Genomic DNA, 18,072 nt, shown 5'->3' on the forward strand with positions numbered 1-18,072 from the left:
ATGGCAGGTAAGTTCACCGCTGACCCCGGCCGTATACGCCGCGGTGGCGAGATGATGGAGGCGTTGCCGGAGAGGACGAACAAGATCGCCGACGACTTCATCTCCGACATCCAGAACTACCGGGGCTGGGCGGGCTACAACGACGACTTCGCCCTGGAAGTACTCCCGAAGTTCGAGGCGAACAACCAGGCCTGCCTGGACCTGATCAGGGCCGTGGGCACCGCCTTCTCGGAGCTCCGGCAGGCGGTCTGGGCCAACGGCAAACACATCGAGGGTGTTTCGGCGTACGCGCACGAGCAGATCGGGCGGCAGGCGTCGAGCCTCGACGCGCTGGGCGGGGACTCCGCCGGGGGCGGCAGGCACTGAGTGGAGGAGATCGACTTCCCGCCGGAAGTCCGGACGATGCTCTGGATCCTGCTGGGCGAAATGCCCCTGCAGGCCAGGGAGAATCTGGCGTGGGAAAGTCGTCAGCTCTACCTTGCACTCCAGAAGGGCCTGATCGACCTGCGCGCCGGCGCGCGGGAGACGATCCAGATGGTGGAGGAGGCGCTGCCGCCGGAGGTGGCCCAGCCGTACATCGACAGTGTGCGGATGCTCACCGACATGCCCGGCGGCAACGACCCCATCCAGAAGCTGCTGTACCAGCTGGACGAACTCGCCAACGGTCAGGTCGACTACTCCCAGAAGATCCAGGGATCCAAGTGGGAGATCATCGCCGAGATCATCATGCTGCTCGCCGAACTGGCGCTGCTGGCGGCACTGATGGCGTTCACCGGCGGCGCTTCGGTGTCGCAGATGTTCCTGGCGCGAGCCCGGAGCAAGCTGGCGATCCTCATGATCATCGACCGGCTGCTCCGGATGTCGCACATCGCGCCGACGCTCGGGCAGGCGATCCAGGAGGCCATCCAGTCGCTGGGTGTCCGGCTGGCGCAGATCGGCCTGAACACCGGTGGCCGTAAGCCCGGCGGCGTCGACTGGAAGGACGTCGGGGTCGCCGCCGCGTTCGGCGCGCTCACCGCCGGTTTCATGGAGATCTTCGACAAGTTCCTGAAGCCGATCCAGAACTATTTCAAGGACCTTCTCGGGGACGTCTTCAGCAAGTTCAAGTTCGACCCGAACAGCCTGGTGTTCAAGGGGCTGGTGAACGGCCCGCCGGCCGCCGTCACCGTCTTCGTCGTCGGGGGTGCCGCCGAGAGCACCGCCGAGGTCATCATCAACGGGGCCTTCTACGACAAGTGGGAGTTCAAGTGGGAGACCTTCGTCGGGTCCGGCACCAGCAGCCTGTTCGACGTGGGTGCGGGGCTGGCCATCGGCGCCGGTGCCTTCACGATCTACAACAACTACTTCAACAACAAGAACCAGTTCACCGACATCAACGACCTGCCCGGCCCTGACAGCCCGCTGGGCGGCGACCCGGGGCCGTCCGGTTCCGGCAAGCCGGACGTGACGCCTTCGGACGGTCCGTACGGCAAGGGTCCGTCGACGTTGAAGAGTGACCTGTTCACGCCCGGCCCGGCGACCCCCCTTCCGAACACGGTCTCGGCCGATCTCCCGGACGGGGTGGGCAGCGGTATCGACGCCCCACCCATGCCTCCGTACACGCCGCCGCCGGGGATCACGCCTCCGTCGGGGCTGAACACACTGCCCACCGGCGGCCCCGGCACGGTGTCCGGACCCTTCGACCTCACCACGCGGGCACCGGGTAACCCCGGCGGCACGGGTGGCTTCGACGGCACGGGCGACTTCAACGGTACGAACGGCTTCAGCGGTACGAACGGCTTCAACGGAACGAGTGGGTCGCAGGTCCCCTATCTGCCCCCGCCCACACCGTCGCCGGCCTCCCCGCCCGCCGCCTCACCCTCCACGCTCCCGTCCTCGTCCCAGCCGGACACCACGCCGCTGACGTCCGGAGCGTCCGGGCGTACCTCCGGGCCGTCGTCCGGTGTGGACGCCGATCTCACGACGCCGGACCTGATGCCGGACCCGGAGCCGGACCTCACGCCCGATCTGGCGCCGGACCCCCTGCCGGGCGCCTCTTCGAACGCGCCGAGTGACCTTCCGCAGGGACTCACCGCGCCGAAGGGCTCCTCCACCGCCCCTGACCTGAGCACCACGGGTGGTGCGAACGGTACGGACGTGGGGGCGATCGATCCGGAGGAGGTGCCGGGCGGTCAGGACGGGACCCCGGACGTCCAGGACGACACCGCCGGGCAGGAGTCGCCCGGACGCGGGACGGCGGGCCGGGCCACCGGCGGGCAGCCGGACGTGGAGGGCGGTACGCACCCGCGGACGGGCGACGCCCCGCCGGTGACCGATGCCGAAACCGGCACCGTCGGGCCGCCGGCACCCGTGGGCACATCGGCCGGCCCGGCCACGACGGCGCCCGGGAGCCAGACGGCTCCGCCCGCCGCGGCGCAGGGTACGGCCGGTCAGGGCAACCAGTCGCAGCAGTCGTCCCAGAGCGGCCCGGCCGACCGGGAAGACGCTGCCGATCTGCCGGACCGGGGGACGGACCAGGACGGCCAGGAGGACGCGTCCGACGGTACGGAGCGGACACTCGCCCCGCCGTCCCGTGGCGGCGGGGTGGACGAGGCCGTGGCGAGCCCCGGCGGGTCCACGGACACGAGCGCGCCCGACGGCCGGCCGGTGCCGGCGACGGCGCCGGCGGAACTGCGTACGTCCTCCGGCACCCCGCAGCCGGACGCCCCGTCCGCCCCCGCTCAGCCCTCCCGTGCGGACCTGACGGGGGAACCGGCCCCGTCGCAGGACGCAGCGGCCGACCCCACGGCCCGCGCCACCGACGCGGACTCCTCCACCGGGACGGACGCGGCCACCGACGCGGCCACCTCCACCGGGCCGATGCCGGAGCCCGCCGTCCCCGTCGCCGATCCGGTTCGGCCCGAGCAGTGGCGGGCCGGGCGCCACGACGCACCGGCGGTGCCCGTACGCACCGAACAGCTCGACCCGGCACCGGACCCCGAGGCGCCCGGCGACGTCCGGGAAACCCTCGTACGCGCGTGGGTCCAGCGGATCCAGGCGGACGACGGCCGCTGGATGAGCAACGTCTCGCTCCACCTGCCGGTCCGCACCGGGGAGGGCTTCGCCCCGGACGAACTCGCCGCGTTCCAGGAGCGGATGCAAACGCTCCTCGACACTCACCTGAACAACGGTCTGCTGCTGCCGCGATCGGGCGACCAGCTTCACATCGACCTCACGCTCACGCCGGCACCCGGTCACTCCGAGGCCGTCGAACTGAGCCGGAGCCCTCAGCCGGACGACACCGACCAGGTGCACTGGCGTCTGCACACCGTCGATTCCGCCGCCTCGCCGGAGGAGACGGCGGCGCGGCAGGCACAGGACGACGCCGCGGTGCTGCACAAGCTGCTCGCCTACGCGGGCGTACCGGACCGTGGCCGGGCGGCCGAGGGGCTGCTGCGCCGGCTGGTGCAGCCGGGCGACGGCGGCACGTCCGGCTCCGGCAGGCGGCCCGATCCCGCCCCCGCCGTGCCGCTGCCCTATCTGGAGACCATCGAGAACGTCATCGGTGCCCATGCCACCGTCCTCGACCACCCGCTCTCCGCACGCGGCACCCGGCCCCCGAGCGGTGTCGACGACCCGGCCCGCGCGCCGCAGATGCTGGCACCCGACCGGCCGGACCGTGACGCACCGGTCGCACCGGCCACCCCCGTCCGGACCGCCTCTGCCGGGGCCTCCGCGTCCGCGGCGTCCACCCCGTCCGTGGCGGACACCGACGAAGGACAGCCGGCCACCGCCCCGCTCCCGGCCGTCGCGGTGCCCCCCGCAGACGCGCCCCTGACCGCCCCCGAGGACAGTCCCGGGCCCGGCAAGGGCAAGGGCAGTGCCACCGGCCCCGGCACGGGCACCCTCGGCGTGTCGAGTTCGGTCGACGGCACCGCCACCTTCACCGACCTCACCTTCGACCGGACGCTCGGCGACGACGCTCCCGTCGACGACGCCATCGCCGCCGAGCTCGCCATCGAGGAGGCACGCCGGGAGCACGGCGACGCCCTCGGCGCCTTCGACCGGGCCGTGCGGTCCGCGGGCACACTCACCGAAAGGGTGGAGAGCGGGCGGGGAGGCACCGACGACGCCGCCAGGCTCCAGGACACGTGGGAGGACGTCGAAAGGGCGCAGCGACGGCTCGACGAGGCGCGGGACCGCCTGCGCAACCTCGGTGCGGACGCCGCCGCCGACGCCGCCGCGGCCTCGGTCGTCCCGCGTGTCCGCCGCACGGAGGACGAACAGCGGCGCACCGCCGCCCTGGTCACCGCCGACGACCTGCCCGCCGACCCGCCCCGGCTGGCTCCCGACGACAGCCTCACCCCGGCCGCTCTGACCGCCGCCGGCATCACGCTGGGCGAGGGCCCCGCGCTCCAGGCCGCCCTCAACGGCTCCGTACTGGTCCAGGACAGCGGGCTCGGTCCCGTCGACCACGTCCGGCTGCTGATGACCCGGCCCGGCCCGTGGACCGACGCGCTCGACGCCATCGCGGCACGCGCCGCCCGCCGCACCTGGAGCACCGCCTACCAGGACTTCGCGCTCGCCACGGACCGGGCCTCCGGGGTCCCGGCCGGCACGGATCCCGCCGAGGCCTGGCAGCGGGCGGTCTCGCTGGTGCTGCCCCTGGAGCTGCACCCGGTACTCGCCGACTCGCGTCACGCGCGCGGCGACTTCCGCGACGCCGTACGCCGGGTGGCCGAGCACCTCGCCGTGCACGGGGTGGACGCCGTCTCCGGCAGGGAACTGGCGACCCGGGTGCGGCACGAGCTGGGTCTGCCCACGCGTCTGCCGGGCGGATCACCCGCGCTGGCGCCGGTGGTGGTGGAGTTCGGCCCGGGGTCGTCCTCGGTGGGCGGGGACGAGCGCCGAGAGCTACGGGCGCTGGCGGGCCGGGTGGCGGCCGCCGGTCTCTCGCACCTGCGGGCCGGGCTGACCCCGCCCGAGGTGGTGCTGACGGGGTACGGCCGCGGTGGCCGCTCGGCGCGGGGCCGTGTCGAGGCGGTCGCCGAACTGTTCTCGGAGGACCTGACACAGGCCCTGGTGGAGCTGGGCGCCGGTGACGTGGCGGACTCGTTCGACATCGTCGTGCGCACGGGAACCGGCGGTACGGGCCGGGTGACCGCCGAGGTGGTCGCACCGCAGTACGCGGGCGCCGTCGCCGAACTGGAGCGGCTGAGGCTGCTGGACGAACCCGGCGGTACCTTCGACGTCCACGCGCTGGCCCGGCGGATTCTGCATGTGCCCGCGGACGCGGAGGTGACCGCGGATCACCGGACCGAGTTGTTCGCGCTGGTGGAGAACGCCATGGCGGCCGGCTGGTCGTCGAGTGTCGCGTCGCTCGGTGCCTACCACCTCGCGGCCCACGGGGCGTTGGGCCCCGAGCGCCACATCGTGTCGGCGGACGGTTCGTACCAGGGCCTGAACCTCACCGGGCAGCAGGTGGGCGCGGTGGACGCGTCGCAGGTGTGGCAGCGGCGTGCCGGGCAGTTCCAGGGACCGCTGGACCCGATGTGGGACGCGGACCAGGGCGCGTACGTGGTGGTGGCCGAGGGCGGCCACGACCACGTCCTGCTCCCCGGCGGCCAGGGCGGGACGAGGATCCCGTGGCAGGAGTTCGTGGAGCTCGTGGCCCATGACCCGGGGGTGACGGCGCTCCCGGCGGGCGTGCCCGTCGTGCTGGTGCTGGACCACGGCGGTGACCAGGGTCTGGCCATGCCCCGGACCCTGGCGTTCCGGGCGGGCCGGGACGGCGTCTGGGCGCACAGCGGCCAGGTGGGCCTGGCCTTCGACCCGGCGTCCGGCCGGCACCGGATCGTGGTCGAGAACCAGCGGTCCCAAGGGGTACCTCTGGGCGGCTGGTTCGGCAGCGACGCGGACGACCTCGGCCCGGACGGGGTGCCGGACGAGGGCTTCCTGACCGCGCTGGACGGGACGGTGATCCCGGACCGTGCGGTCAAGACGCGGACGATCGCCGAAGGTGGCCGCTCATTCGGGCGCGTCACCATGTCGGACACCGACCTCGTGCTGAACGAGCCGATGCTCGAGGCGCTCGGCGACATCTCCGAGTTCTCCCATTTCGACCCGGTGACGGAGCGGGCGCTCGGCGACCCGGTCCCGCTTCTCGAGGACGGACGGCCGGTCTACCACTTCGCCCAGCACGGAATGCCGCTGCGGGGTGTGGTGGAGGTGGCCGACGGCCGCCCACCGGTCCAGGTGGACGGGGTGGAGACCGGTCGGTACATCAGCCGCCGGCCGAGTATGAGGAAGCTCGGCAGCCAGGCCGTGATCGATCTGGGGGCGTGCTGGGCCGACGCCGTCGCGGAGGACCTGGCGTACGTGACGGACGCCGGCACGCCTCCGTACGTGTTCGACGTCCTGGGCGTGACGTCCTACGCGCAGGGCGTGGCGAACGGCAGCGGGGCCGGTGTGGTGGCGGTGGACCGCGTCCACGTGCTGACGCGGGGTGCGGCGCTCGCCTCGGGCGTGCTGGCGGGGCCCTCGGGCGAGCCGGGCGAGCGCCGCCTGCTGCTTCCCGAACCGGACACGGCCGAACTGACCCGCCTGGCGCGGTGGGCTGGACTGCATCCCGGAACGGGCCCGGTCCCCTCGGACGTGCTGGACACGACGATGCGGCTGGTACGAGCCCTGCGCAGGTCGTTCGGCGCCGACGTCCACGCGGACCCGGCGTTCCGGACGCTGCTGCAGGGGATCGGCGCGCTGGAGAACATGCGCCGGGCGGACCGCCACATGCGGGTGACGGGCCCGTTCACACTCCACCACCTGCACCTGGTCGTGCACGCGCGCCACCAGCGCACCAGCAACGACGCCCCGGCCCCGGACGAGATCCGCCGGGTGCTGTCCGACGCCGCCGGGAAGGCGGACGAGGCCGCCGCCGGGCAGCTGACCCTGCACGGCTACACGCCGATGCCGTCGCTGGACTGGGCGCTGAAGCGGCTGGCCGGACGGGACCTGGGCCCCTCCGCCACCGATGTGCTGCGCCTTCCGCCCACTCGGCCGGTGGCGCAGGCGGACGTGAGCCGGCTGGTCTGGGGAACGGTCAAGGGAGCCGAGGCGCTGCGGGCCGTCACCGACCCGATGACCCTGGCGAAGAAGGTCCTGCACCTGCCCGCGGGGACCGACCTCACCACCGACCAGGCCGGTGACCGGCTGCTGTGGCTGATGGCGGGCGCGGCGGTCTCCGGATTCGACCCGTCGGACCCTGCGGATCTCGCGGCGTGGGACCTCGTACGTCACGGCGCTCTCGACGACGGCACCCGCCTGATGGCCGGCGGCGTGGCGACGGGCCGCAACTGGACCGGCCGGCCGGTCACCGGCGACATCGCCACCCAGGGGTACGTCGTCTCGCCGGACGGCTCGGTGGGCGGCGGCACGCCGTACGACGCGGTGTGGCCGGGCACTCCCTCGGGGTCGGCGGCGAGTGCCTACCTGGTCTACGCGGACAGCACGAACGGCCATGTGTCGATGCCGTGGCCCGACGGCTCCAGCAGGTGGATACCGGGCAGCGAGATCGCCGCGCTGCTGCGCCACGACCGGGTCCACCAGCAGACCCTCCTGGCGGCGCCGCTCCTGATGATCGGCACCCACGTCAACCCCGCCGGTCTCGCGCAGTACGTCGCGAGCCGCTCGGGGACGGCGCGGACGACGGTCCTGTCGGAGCTGCCCAGTGCTCCGGTCCACGACCCGTCGAGCGGCCGGAACGTGATCGTCCTGGCGGGGGATCCGGCACAGGAGGCGTCGCACTGGCAGACCCGGCGGCCTGCCGTCCTGCCGGGCACCTCCGCCGAGCAGGGCACCCTCCACACCTTCCCCGGCCCGGCCACGCCGCCTGCCGCCCCGCCGGCGGACAGCGACGGCGCCGCCGATAGCCGCATGCCGCGCGGCGACGACGAGGCAGGTGACGCCCCCGCCGCGAGCCGGCCCGGCGGAACCGATGCGACCGTCGATGCCGACGACGCCACCGGCACCCCCGGCCCCTCGCCCGTCGCCCCGCTCGCCGACGACGCCAGGCTCGACGTCGGCCGACGGTTCAGCACGCTCATGCGGGACCTCGGCCACCCCGTGCTCCTGGCCGGAGTGGCCCGGGGCAGGGTGCTGTTCGACAACCCGCGCCCGCTCGGCCGCCTGGAGTTCGAGCTCCCCGCCGATGTCGCCCTGTACGCGGACTCCATCAACGAGGCCGTCGCCAGGCAGTTCCCCGGAACGCACCGGCACGCCCTCCGCCTGAGCGCGGACGGGCGCACGCTCTCCGGTGTGCTGCACGGCGCCGAGATCGTCGTCGGCCCCGCCCCGCACGCCCCCACCGGCCCCGCCCGTCCCACCGAGACCGACGGCTTCCTGGTCCCCGACGTCACCGAGGCGCTGGCGGACACCGCCTACACACTGGCCCTGGCCACCGACGAACAGCGGCGCGCCCGCGACCTCTTCGACCTGCTGTGGGCGCTGTCCTACGCTCCGGACGACGACGCGCTCCCGGCCGACCGGCCCGAAGCACTGCGGGGCGACGCCTATCGTGCGGCACGCCCGTCCGGGGCGGCACCCGGCCTGACCGTCCGGCTCAGCGAACTGCTGGACGGGGTGGCCCGGAACCCCGAGGCGCTGTCGGCGATCGAGCGCACCTGGCTGTCGCTCGGCGCGGTACCGGCCGACCTGAGGTGGCTGAACGACGAACTCACCACGCTCGCCGACGCGTTGCGTGCCACCGACGCGGTGGCCTCGGACCCGGTCCGGCGGCTGGCGTCGCAGCTGGCGGACCTGGCGCAGGACGTCCGGGAGCAGGAGCTGGCCGCGCTGTCGCCCGGTGAACGCGAGCGCCTGGCCTCCGACCCGGCCCTGGTGGACGCTTTGCGGACCACCCTGTCCGCCGCGGACTTCGCGGAGACGGCGGCACAGCTGATGGTGCAGGTGCCGCCAGGCGTGGACCAGCCCGTCTCGGCACGCCAGGAGGTGCGCCGGCAGATCGCGCGCATGCTGCGTGATCCGGACGTCACGGCGCGGCTGCTCCGGGACGGGGCCCGCGTGATGGTGGTGCCCCGGAGCGAGGCGATGACCTCACTGGACCCGTTCCGGGACCTGGAGGGGCGGACCACCCGGGACGGCCGGCCGTGGGCCGAGGTTCGCGGCGTCGGCCTGCGCACCGCGGGGGTGACGGAGGAGAACCTCCTCGGTGAGTCCACCTCCGTGCCGGGTGCCGATCCCTCCTACGCGGACGGCTACTCCACGACCCTCCACGAGTTCGCCCACACCGTCCACCAGTACGGGCTCAGCGAGGAGCAGCAGCAACTCGTCCTCGACGTGTTCCAGGAGACCAAGGCCGAGGACGGGGCCCTGTGGCCCGACGGATGGCTGCACGGCACGGACGGCGACGGGCGCCGCACGGGGGCCAACTACTCGAGCCGGGACGAGCTGGAGTTCTTCGCCCAGCTCACCAACGTCTACTTCCGGGCGAACCGGGGGACGGACGCGTACACCGGGCTGAGGCGCCACAACGGCGGCCCCGACTGGGTCCGCAGGCATTTCCCGGCGCTGTTCCCGCTGATGCGGCAGCTGTACGGCGAGATCCCGGACGGTGCCGAGCCGGTGCCGGTCAACCCCGTCGCGGCCGTACAGGAACAGAACGAGATCTACGAGGGCTTCCGGGCGCTGTGGGACCAGGCGGAGGGCGTCCACGTGCCGCAGCCCCACGCCCCGGCACCCGTGACCGCGCCCCCGGCCCGTGCGGCCGACGCGGCCCGTCCGGCCGACGTGAGCACGGACGCTCCCGCGCCGCCGCCGGACACAGGCGGGATGACGCCCGCGAAGTGGTACGAGCTGTCTGCCGTCCTTACGCAGGTGTTCGGTCCGGACGCCGCCGCCAACCCCGCGTTCCCTCAGACGGTGAACTCGCTCGCGGTGCTGGACGCCGCACGCCGGGGCGACCGCCGCTTCGGCGCCGGGCCGATCGATCTGTGGGGCATCACCGGCCGCGTGCTGCACCTGGGCCCCTCGGTTCCGGTGACCCCGGACCTCGTCTACCAGGCCCTGTCGATCGCCGGCAGCGCGGCGCGTCGTCACCGGGCCAGGACCCTGGCGGCCGTGGCGGCGTACCAACTGGAGCGGGCGGGAGCACTGGCGACGTCCACGGCACTGACCGGTCCGGGCGGCCAGGCGGTCGGGCGTAACCTGACGGGCCGTCAGCCGCTGAACCTGCTGCTGGACAGGACGGGCGTCCAGGACGAGCAGGGAGTGATCAGGCCGGGGCCGCTGCCCTGGCGAGGGCAGGCCCACGCGGTGGTGGCGCAGCGCGCCCCCTCGGGCCGGATCGTCGTGGACGACGGCCGCGGGACCCCGGTGGAGGTCGACGAGCGGGAGTTCGTCGAGCTGCTGGCGCACGACCCCGGCCGGCCCGCGGGTGTCCCGGTGGTGCTGCTGGTGGAGGACGCCGGCGAGTCGCTGGCCCGACGGCTCGCGGACCGCGTCGACGGGCGGGTGTGGTACACCGACGGCACCTTCCGGCTGCAGCCGGCGGCCCAGGGCAACAGCTGGCGGTACGCGGCCCTGGAGAACCGCGAGCCGGGGCGGGTGCCGGTGGGGACCTGGCTTCCCGCAGACCCCGGAATGGTGCCGGACGACCCCGGCGCCTTCGTCACCCTCGCCGACGGCACGCAGGTCGCCGAGGACGACCTGGAGTCGTACGCCCTGACGACCGCCGACGGGCAGGAGCTGACCGGGCGGGCCTTCCTGGACCCGCAGGACATGGCGATGCGGGAGGAGGGCCTGCGCCCGATATCCGCGGTCCAGTACTACACCGACCTGTACGAGGGACTGCCCGGGGTCGACAGTGACCGGGAGAGCGGGCTGCGGCCGCTGCCCAGGCCGCTGGCGGACTCGTACATCTTCGTGGGACACGGCCGCACGGGGATGAAGGCCGTCCCGGTGCGCAGCACGGGTCGCGGCCACATGCTGGGCGACAAGGAGTTCGGCCGGCTTCTCGCCCGGCGCAAGAGCCTGCAGCGGATGCGACCGGACAAGCCGGTCTGGGCGCTGTGGTGCGAGCTCGGCCAGGTGCGGACGGGGAAGGACCGGCTGGAGTCCCCGCCCCCGGCCCAGTCGGCCTCGAACATGTCCGGCCGTACGGTGTTCACCGCGGAGGCGACCCAGGGGTGGAGCGCGGCGGAGGGCACCTGGCCGCCGCGGCTCATCAAGTTCGACGACCCGGACCGGCCCGTCTTCCGGTACCGGGAGTTCCGCCCGGAGCCCGGCGCCACCACCCTCACCTCCCTCGCCGACCTGGCAGGCCTGCCCGCGCACGCGGAGCGCAGGACCACCCGGGTGCTGCGGTGGGTGCGGGCGTTGCGCGAGACCCACGGGGTGGACATCGACACCGCTCCGGGCCGGGTGTCGGAGTTCCACAACCTGATCCGCGGCTTCGGCGCGCTGGAGCGGCTACGGACGGACAACCCGTACAACCCGGACATCGGGCCGCTGACCTGGAGGTCGCTGGAGCAGATCGTCGGCGCCTATGCCCGGACCCAGGGCTGGGACCGCTCGCTGACCGCGAGCGCGCTGGAGCACGTGCTGTACCAGGCACAGGTGGGGGGCCTGTCGCCGCAGTCCGTGATCGCTACCGCCCCCGCCGCGCCGCCCGCCGCCCCGCCGGCGCCGCTGCCGGCCGTGCCCGAGCTCTCGGAGTACGCGCGCACCCACGGCACCCGGCACGACGGGCACGTCGGTCTCGTCATCCACGAGCCGACCCCGGACCCCGTCCTGGAGGGCCTGCACGTGCAGATCATCCTTGCGCTCGGGGCCGACCCGGCCGGCACGGAGGGCCGGGAGCTGCGCGCCCAGCTCCGCGACGTGCTGAGCGCGGCGGAGATCGAGCTGAACCGGCCGTACCTGCGCAGCCGGCAGGGATACCGGATCACCCTCCGCCAGGGCCGCCGTGACCGGTCGGTGGACGTACGGCTCGCCTACGCCGACACCGCGCAGTCCGCGAAGTACGGCCGGAACACCGGGCAGCGCCCGCCGACACTGCCGGACATGCAGGTGGAACTCCGGGCCATGGGCGCGCAGTCGTCCTCGCACGTGGAGAGCTCGGGCACCGTCCGTACCGGTTCGGTGCCGTGGAGCGGGATCTTCCCGGAGGACGCCGCAGGGGCACTGCGCTGGTGGGACGCCACGGTCAGCCTGTCCGCCACGCACAACCAGCTCGCCCAGTCCGTCACCGTCGGCGAGACGTTCCAGGTCACGAGCAAGCAGCAGGCCGAGGAACCCGCGCATCCGATGGACGTCGACGGGCGCTGGCAGATCCAGGTCGACACCCCTCGCGAGGATCCGGTCGGCGCCTGGCAGCCCGAGCAGTCCCACGGCACCCTCACGTTCTGGTTCCACGAGCACCTCGCCTTCGACGGTGACGACTCCACCGACCTGCCCGAGCCCGGAGACGTGGACGACCTGCCGCTGTGGGGCGGTGACAGCGTCGCCGAGCCGCGCCGGCTGCTGACCGAGCTCCTCCAGGACGACAACTTCAGCTCTCTGCGGAGCCTCGACGGGGACTCGGGGAAGGCGCTGGAGAACTTCCTGTCCCAGCGGATGCTGCAGGGCACCCCGCATCTCCAGCACGCGGGCGGTGTGTTCTCGCCGACGCTGCTGGACGAGGACGGCAACGCGGTCGGGATGCTGGAACTCACCGTGGTGATCGAACCGGGGCGTCCGATGCGCAAGAGCGCCGAGGGCAAGTCCACGCTGGAGACCTGGTTCTCGCACTCCTCCAGCGTGGACCGGTCGGCGAAGCTCACCAGCGGCCTGGGGATCGAGGCCGCGGGCGGCGCGTCGTTCACCACCGACCACGCCCCGGGGCACCCGCGTGCCACGGCGTCGTTCGGCGGCAACGTCATGGGCAAGGCCGGCCTCAACTGGCAGATGAACGACCAGCTGAACAGCGTCAGTAGCGCGACGCTCATGTACGGCATCCGCACCAAGACCGGCCATCTGCTCACCCCCGCCCGGGTCACCTACACCATGACGCTGCACCGGGCCGGCGGTGGCCAGGACACCAGCACGTTCGGGCCGTGGGACGACGGTCTGCGACTGCGCATCGCCCGCCGGGACGCGATGGCGGGCCACCGGCCGACCCCGGAGGAGGTAAGGGAGCTTCCCGAACACCTGGAGAACCTGGAGAGCATCGGGTACACCGAGACGCCTCTCAGGATCGACGGGGCGGACCCCCTGTTCACCCGGGCGGAGGCGTGGCTGCGGGCGGAGGGGTTCCTGCCGCCCGCGGACCCCCGGCGGCGGTCGCTGCCGTTCCGGCTGGACGAGCCGCTGGTCGTCGCCCAGCTGGAGAACCTGCGGCGGCTCCGCCAGATGCGGTCGAGGTTCGGCCTCTCCACCTCCGCGTCGGACGCCGTGGACGGCGGGGAGCCGGTCTGGTTCGACCGGCCTCACGCGGTCTCGGGCACGCGCCGGGTGCAGCTGCGGTTCTCCGTCGCGCGGGACACCGCGCGGCCCTCGGTGCACACCCGCAGGCTGCCCGACATCCTCCAGGTCGGTCTGAGTTCGTACGAGGCCGGCGGCGGGCGGCGCCTGGGCACCGCGCTGAGCGGGTCCGGCGGAGGCGGTGGCGGCTTCAACGCCCCCCTCGCCGACGGCGGCTGGGGACTGAACGTCGCTCCGGACTACCTGGGCACCAGGCAGCTCGTGGACGCCGGGAACACCGGCGACTCGGTCGGCTTCGACCAGTTCACCATGACGACCCGGAACGGCAGCGAGCTCTTCGAGGTGCCCGCCAGGCTCGGCCTGGACCTGTACGAGGGCCCCGGTGACGACCCGCGCATCCACTTCGCCGACGGTGCCGGGACGGACGACGACGGCGGCGGTGCCGCGGACGGGACACTGCTGCTGGCGCCGGGCGCCATCCCGCACACCGTGCCCGGCGGCGTCACGCTGCTGGTACCGCACTACCGCACCCACGCGCCCGCCACGAGCCCCGTGCCCGCCACCCGGCCGGGACACGTCATCCGGGAACCCGTCACCGACGGCGGGCCGTCGGACGACCTGCGGCGCCTGAACCTGGTCGACGCCCGGGGCAACCCGCTGCCCGGCCTGACGAGGCTGCCGGAAGGCGCCCTCGTGGACACCTTCCGCGGCACCGCCGCGCTGCTGGAGGCCCTGGGACAGATCGTCGCGGGGACCTATCCGGGCCACCCGGAGCAGGGACCGGTGGGCCGGGCGGTGCGGCGTGCCTCCGTGCAGCTGAGCGGACTGGCCACGGAGACCGCCAGGCGGGGGTCCGCGGTGAAGGAGGCGCTGCCCGAAAGCCTGACCGGTGCGGTCAACCGGGTCGGATCGGCCGTCAACTGGGCAGCCACGCCGGTGACCTGGGCGGCCAGGACGTCCGCGGACGGAGTGGCGGCGACCTACAAGTGGACGTCCGTCGCCGTGGCGGGCGCGTCCCTGAACGACCAGGGCACCCTCGCGACCGAGGCCCGGCACGACGCGATCCGCCCTGCCCAGCTCATGTCCCGGGCCGCGCAGATCCTGGACGGGGTGTACGTCGTCGAGGGGCTGACGCTCCCGGGCATGGCGGCGGACCAGGTCATGATGCTGGAGGTCACCGGCTACCTGACCGGCCCCCGCATCCTGGGAACCGAGTCGCTCTACACGGAGCAGGACGTCCTGGCCTCCGACACCGCCGGCCGGCAGCGCGGCATCGGTGTCACCCATCAGGGAAACCTCCAGCTCACCGCTCTGCAGGCGGCCCCCACCCCGCCCGACCTCCTGGTCCACCAGGCCAACCCGGGCGGCCGGTACTCCCAGTCCCGCCGCACCGACGACCTCAGCACGGTCAACTCCGCGACGAAGGGCACGCACGCCACGGAGCACTCGGGCGACAAGCTGTGGATCGGCAGCGACGCGACGCTGCTGCTGACCGTGCGGTGGGGGGTGCGCAACATCGCCGGGAACGCGGTCGGCCTGGGCACCTACGCCCCGGTCACGGTCGCCGTCGACCTGCCCCGCGCCGTGACGTACCTGGCCCCCGTCCAGTCCCTGGCCCGCCTGGCGCCCTGGTTCCGCGGGATGCCCGGACTGCCCACCCTCTCGCAGCCCCCGCTCGGCGTCCCCCTCCCCGGCCGGTTCGTCCGGACGCGGGAACTCGGCAAGGCGACCGTCCTGACGGTCATTCAGCTCGACGGCAGCACGGACCGCAGGGAACACCGGGACCGGATCCGCCAGGAGCTCGTCACCCTCGTGGAGAACGAGGCGCCGGGCATCACCCGGCCCGGACACGCCTCCTACATGCCCGGTGTGGCCACCCAGATCGCCCGCGTCACCGAGCCCGCCGCGCTGCGGGGCCTGCCACGGCGGGGCCCCGGCGGCCATGTCCGCTTCCACTTCGTCCACGTGGCGTACGGCGGTGCCCGTCTCGTCGAGGTGACCCTGCGCGCCGAACCGGTGCTGCAGACGCCCGCCCTGCGCGGCGTACGCGGCCGTCCCGCCGACGCGGGAACCGGCATGGAGCACGTCGACACCCACATCCCGCAAGGGAGGGTGACGTCCTCCGGGGTGACCACGACGCGCCAGGGAACGGCCAGTCTCGTCTCCCGCTACCCGCGCAGCGGCGGCACCGCGCCCACCGACCGCGAAGGCCCGTCGATCGCGCTGGCCAGCACCCGGACCCGTACGGCGCGGTCAGACGTGGCGACGGAGGACCGCTTCTGGACGCGTACCGGAAGCGCCGCCGACTTCGACGTCGACTACCGCTACACCGCGTCGGTCCGCTCGGAGATGGTGTGGCAGTGGCCGCCCAACATCCCCGGAGCGGTCTTCCAGCACGGGCTGCTGAACCTGTACGGCCTCGAAGGGGACGCGGCGCAGCGGGTGCGCACCTGGATCAGGCGTGTGCTGCGGGGCCGGCCGGTCAGCCGGGTCTCCGTACCCGCCGCGACGGCCCTGCGGTTCACCGGCTCCGAGGCCGTCGAGCCGCGGCGGCACGCCGGGCCGCGGCCCCCCGCGCTGCTCACGAGCGACCCGCTGCTGCTGTCGCCGCGCGACGCCGCGGCCCTGAACACCCTGCCGTTCCCGGGCGGCGCGCGGCTGGAGCCGACCGGCCCGACGCCCGTGTACGACTCCAACGTCGCCCCGCAGCTGGTGCAGGCGCTGCTCGAGGTCGATCCGCGTACGGCCGTGTCCTGGGGCCTGCCCGCCAACGCCTCGGCGGAAGCCGTGGCCGTCCGGCTGGGCGAGATGGTCCAGGCCGGCGAGATCAGCCTCGACCCGAGTGGTAACGCGGCGGGCCTGAGCACGAGGATGCCCGGAAGCTGGCCCGTCGAGCGGCCCGATTCCCCGCCGACCCTGCAGATCTCCCTGCACCGTCCCCGGCCGGTGACGGAGGCGGGTGACGTCGCCGTGGACCGGGTCCGCCGGCAGGTCCGCACCACCGCGACGGCGTCCTCGGCCGCGAGCTCCTTCGCCCTGAACCAGCAGGGCACCTACAGCCTCGCGGACGGCAACGTCCAGATGCTGGGCCTGACGTTCCCCCTGGCCGCGCAGCAGCCGCACGCCTCCTCCACGGGCGGCAACACGTCCGCCGCCGTGTTCACCCGCCTCCGGATAGGCACCACCAGCGAGCCCACGGACCGGCGCGGCACGCGCAGTTACGAGACCCTGGTCGACACGGTCATCACGGTGGAGGGCACCAAGGGCGTCCGGTACGTCACCGGAAGTTCCACCGTGCGGCTGTGGGAACGCGACGTGCTCGGCTTCGGTGTCACCCCGGCGCGGCCCGGCGCCCGGATCTACGACCTGCCCGCGATGCTCGCCGACCTGGCCGCGGACGATCTGCGGGACTGGGCGCGACACCCGGTGACCGACCTGCCGGACGTGCTGGCGGAGGGCATCGACGAGCACGACCCCTCGGCGGAGATGTGGCTCGCGCTCGGCCCCGACCCGGACGGGACCCGTCTGGCCCGCGCCCTCTTCGTCGGCTCCCGTACGGCCGCGCTGGCCGGGAAGCCGGTCGAACTCGTGGTGCGCACCGACGAGGGGCTGCGCTCCTGGCCGTTCGACGCCGACGGCTCCCTCGCCGACACGACCGACGCCACCCGCGACTCCTGGGAGGCCGTGAGCGACGCCATCGGCACCTACCTCCGGGCGGTGGGAGCCGAGGCGGTGGCCCGTCACCGGGAGGAGGGGCTGGCACGGCGCCGGACCGGTGCGCTGCGGGCTCTGGAGGAGGCCGGCCGCGCGGTGGACACCGCCACCACCGCGCACCGGGCGGCCGACGTGGCCCACACGGGCGCCGTGCGGGCCGCCGGGACCGTACGCTCGGAGCTCACCGCGGTCCGGGACGGGATCGTCGCGGCGCGGGAGGAGATCGCGCGGCTGGACGCGACCGCGCGTGACGCGCAGACCCGCTACGAGGCGGCTGCGGACGAGGAGCGGCGGCTGCGGGAGCAGTGGCAGCAGGCACGGTCCGAGGTGGACCGCCTCGGCCGGATCGTCGCCGCCACCGCGGAGACCGACCCGGCCGCCGCCGCGTCGCGGAGCGCCCTGGCCGCGGCCGAGGAGCACGCCGAGGACCTCGGGGAGCGGGCTCCGGCCGCGGCCCGGCAGCGTCAGCTGGACCTCCAGGAGATGACCACGGCCCGCGCGGCGGCCGACGAGCTGCGGACCACCCTGGACGAGGACGTCACGCGGGAGGCGGCCCTGGCCGGGGACCTCGCGCGCGCCGAGGGGGACGTGTCCCGCGCGGAGCGTACGGAGCGGCAGGCGGACGCCGAACTGAGGCGCCGGACCGCGGCCCGTGACGCGATCCGGTCCCAGCTCGGCGGGATCGAGGCAGACCTCACCACGGTCCGGCGGGAACTCGAGGAGCAGGCGCGCCGCCACAGCCAGGCGTGGGAAGGACTGCCGGGCCGCACGAGCGCCCTGGACACCGCCCGCCGCGCGGAGAGCGTCGGCGGGGGCCCGTCCCTGCGCGGCTCCGTGTCCTCCGCGCCCGCCCGTGCGACCCGTTCCGGCCGGTTCGGCGGGCAGCCCCTGCCCGCGCCGCCG

Annotated in this window: 2 protein-coding genes (1 of these 2 only partly in view); both read left to right on the forward strand. The window is 74.1% G+C overall.

Annotated elements, in window-relative coordinates:
• On the forward strand, nucleotides 1–366 hold the full coding sequence (locus BA175_RS01405) for a hypothetical protein (RefSeq protein ID WP_069169330.1): 366 nt from the start codon (nucleotides 1–3) through the stop codon (nucleotides 364–366).
• A protein-coding gene (locus tag BA175_RS01410; RefSeq protein ID WP_069169331.1) for a lonely Cys domain-containing protein crosses the window boundary here: on the forward strand, nucleotides 367–18,072 show its beginning. Its footprint extends 26,676 nt past the window's final position; 17,706 of the gene's 44,382 nt are visible here — the first part of the coding sequence; its start codon is at nucleotides 367–369; its stop codon lies beyond the right edge, outside the window.

This window comes from Streptomyces griseus (assembly GCF_001715295.1).
Classification (GTDB): Bacteria; Actinomycetota; Actinomycetes; order Streptomycetales; family Streptomycetaceae; genus Streptomyces; species Streptomyces griseus_G.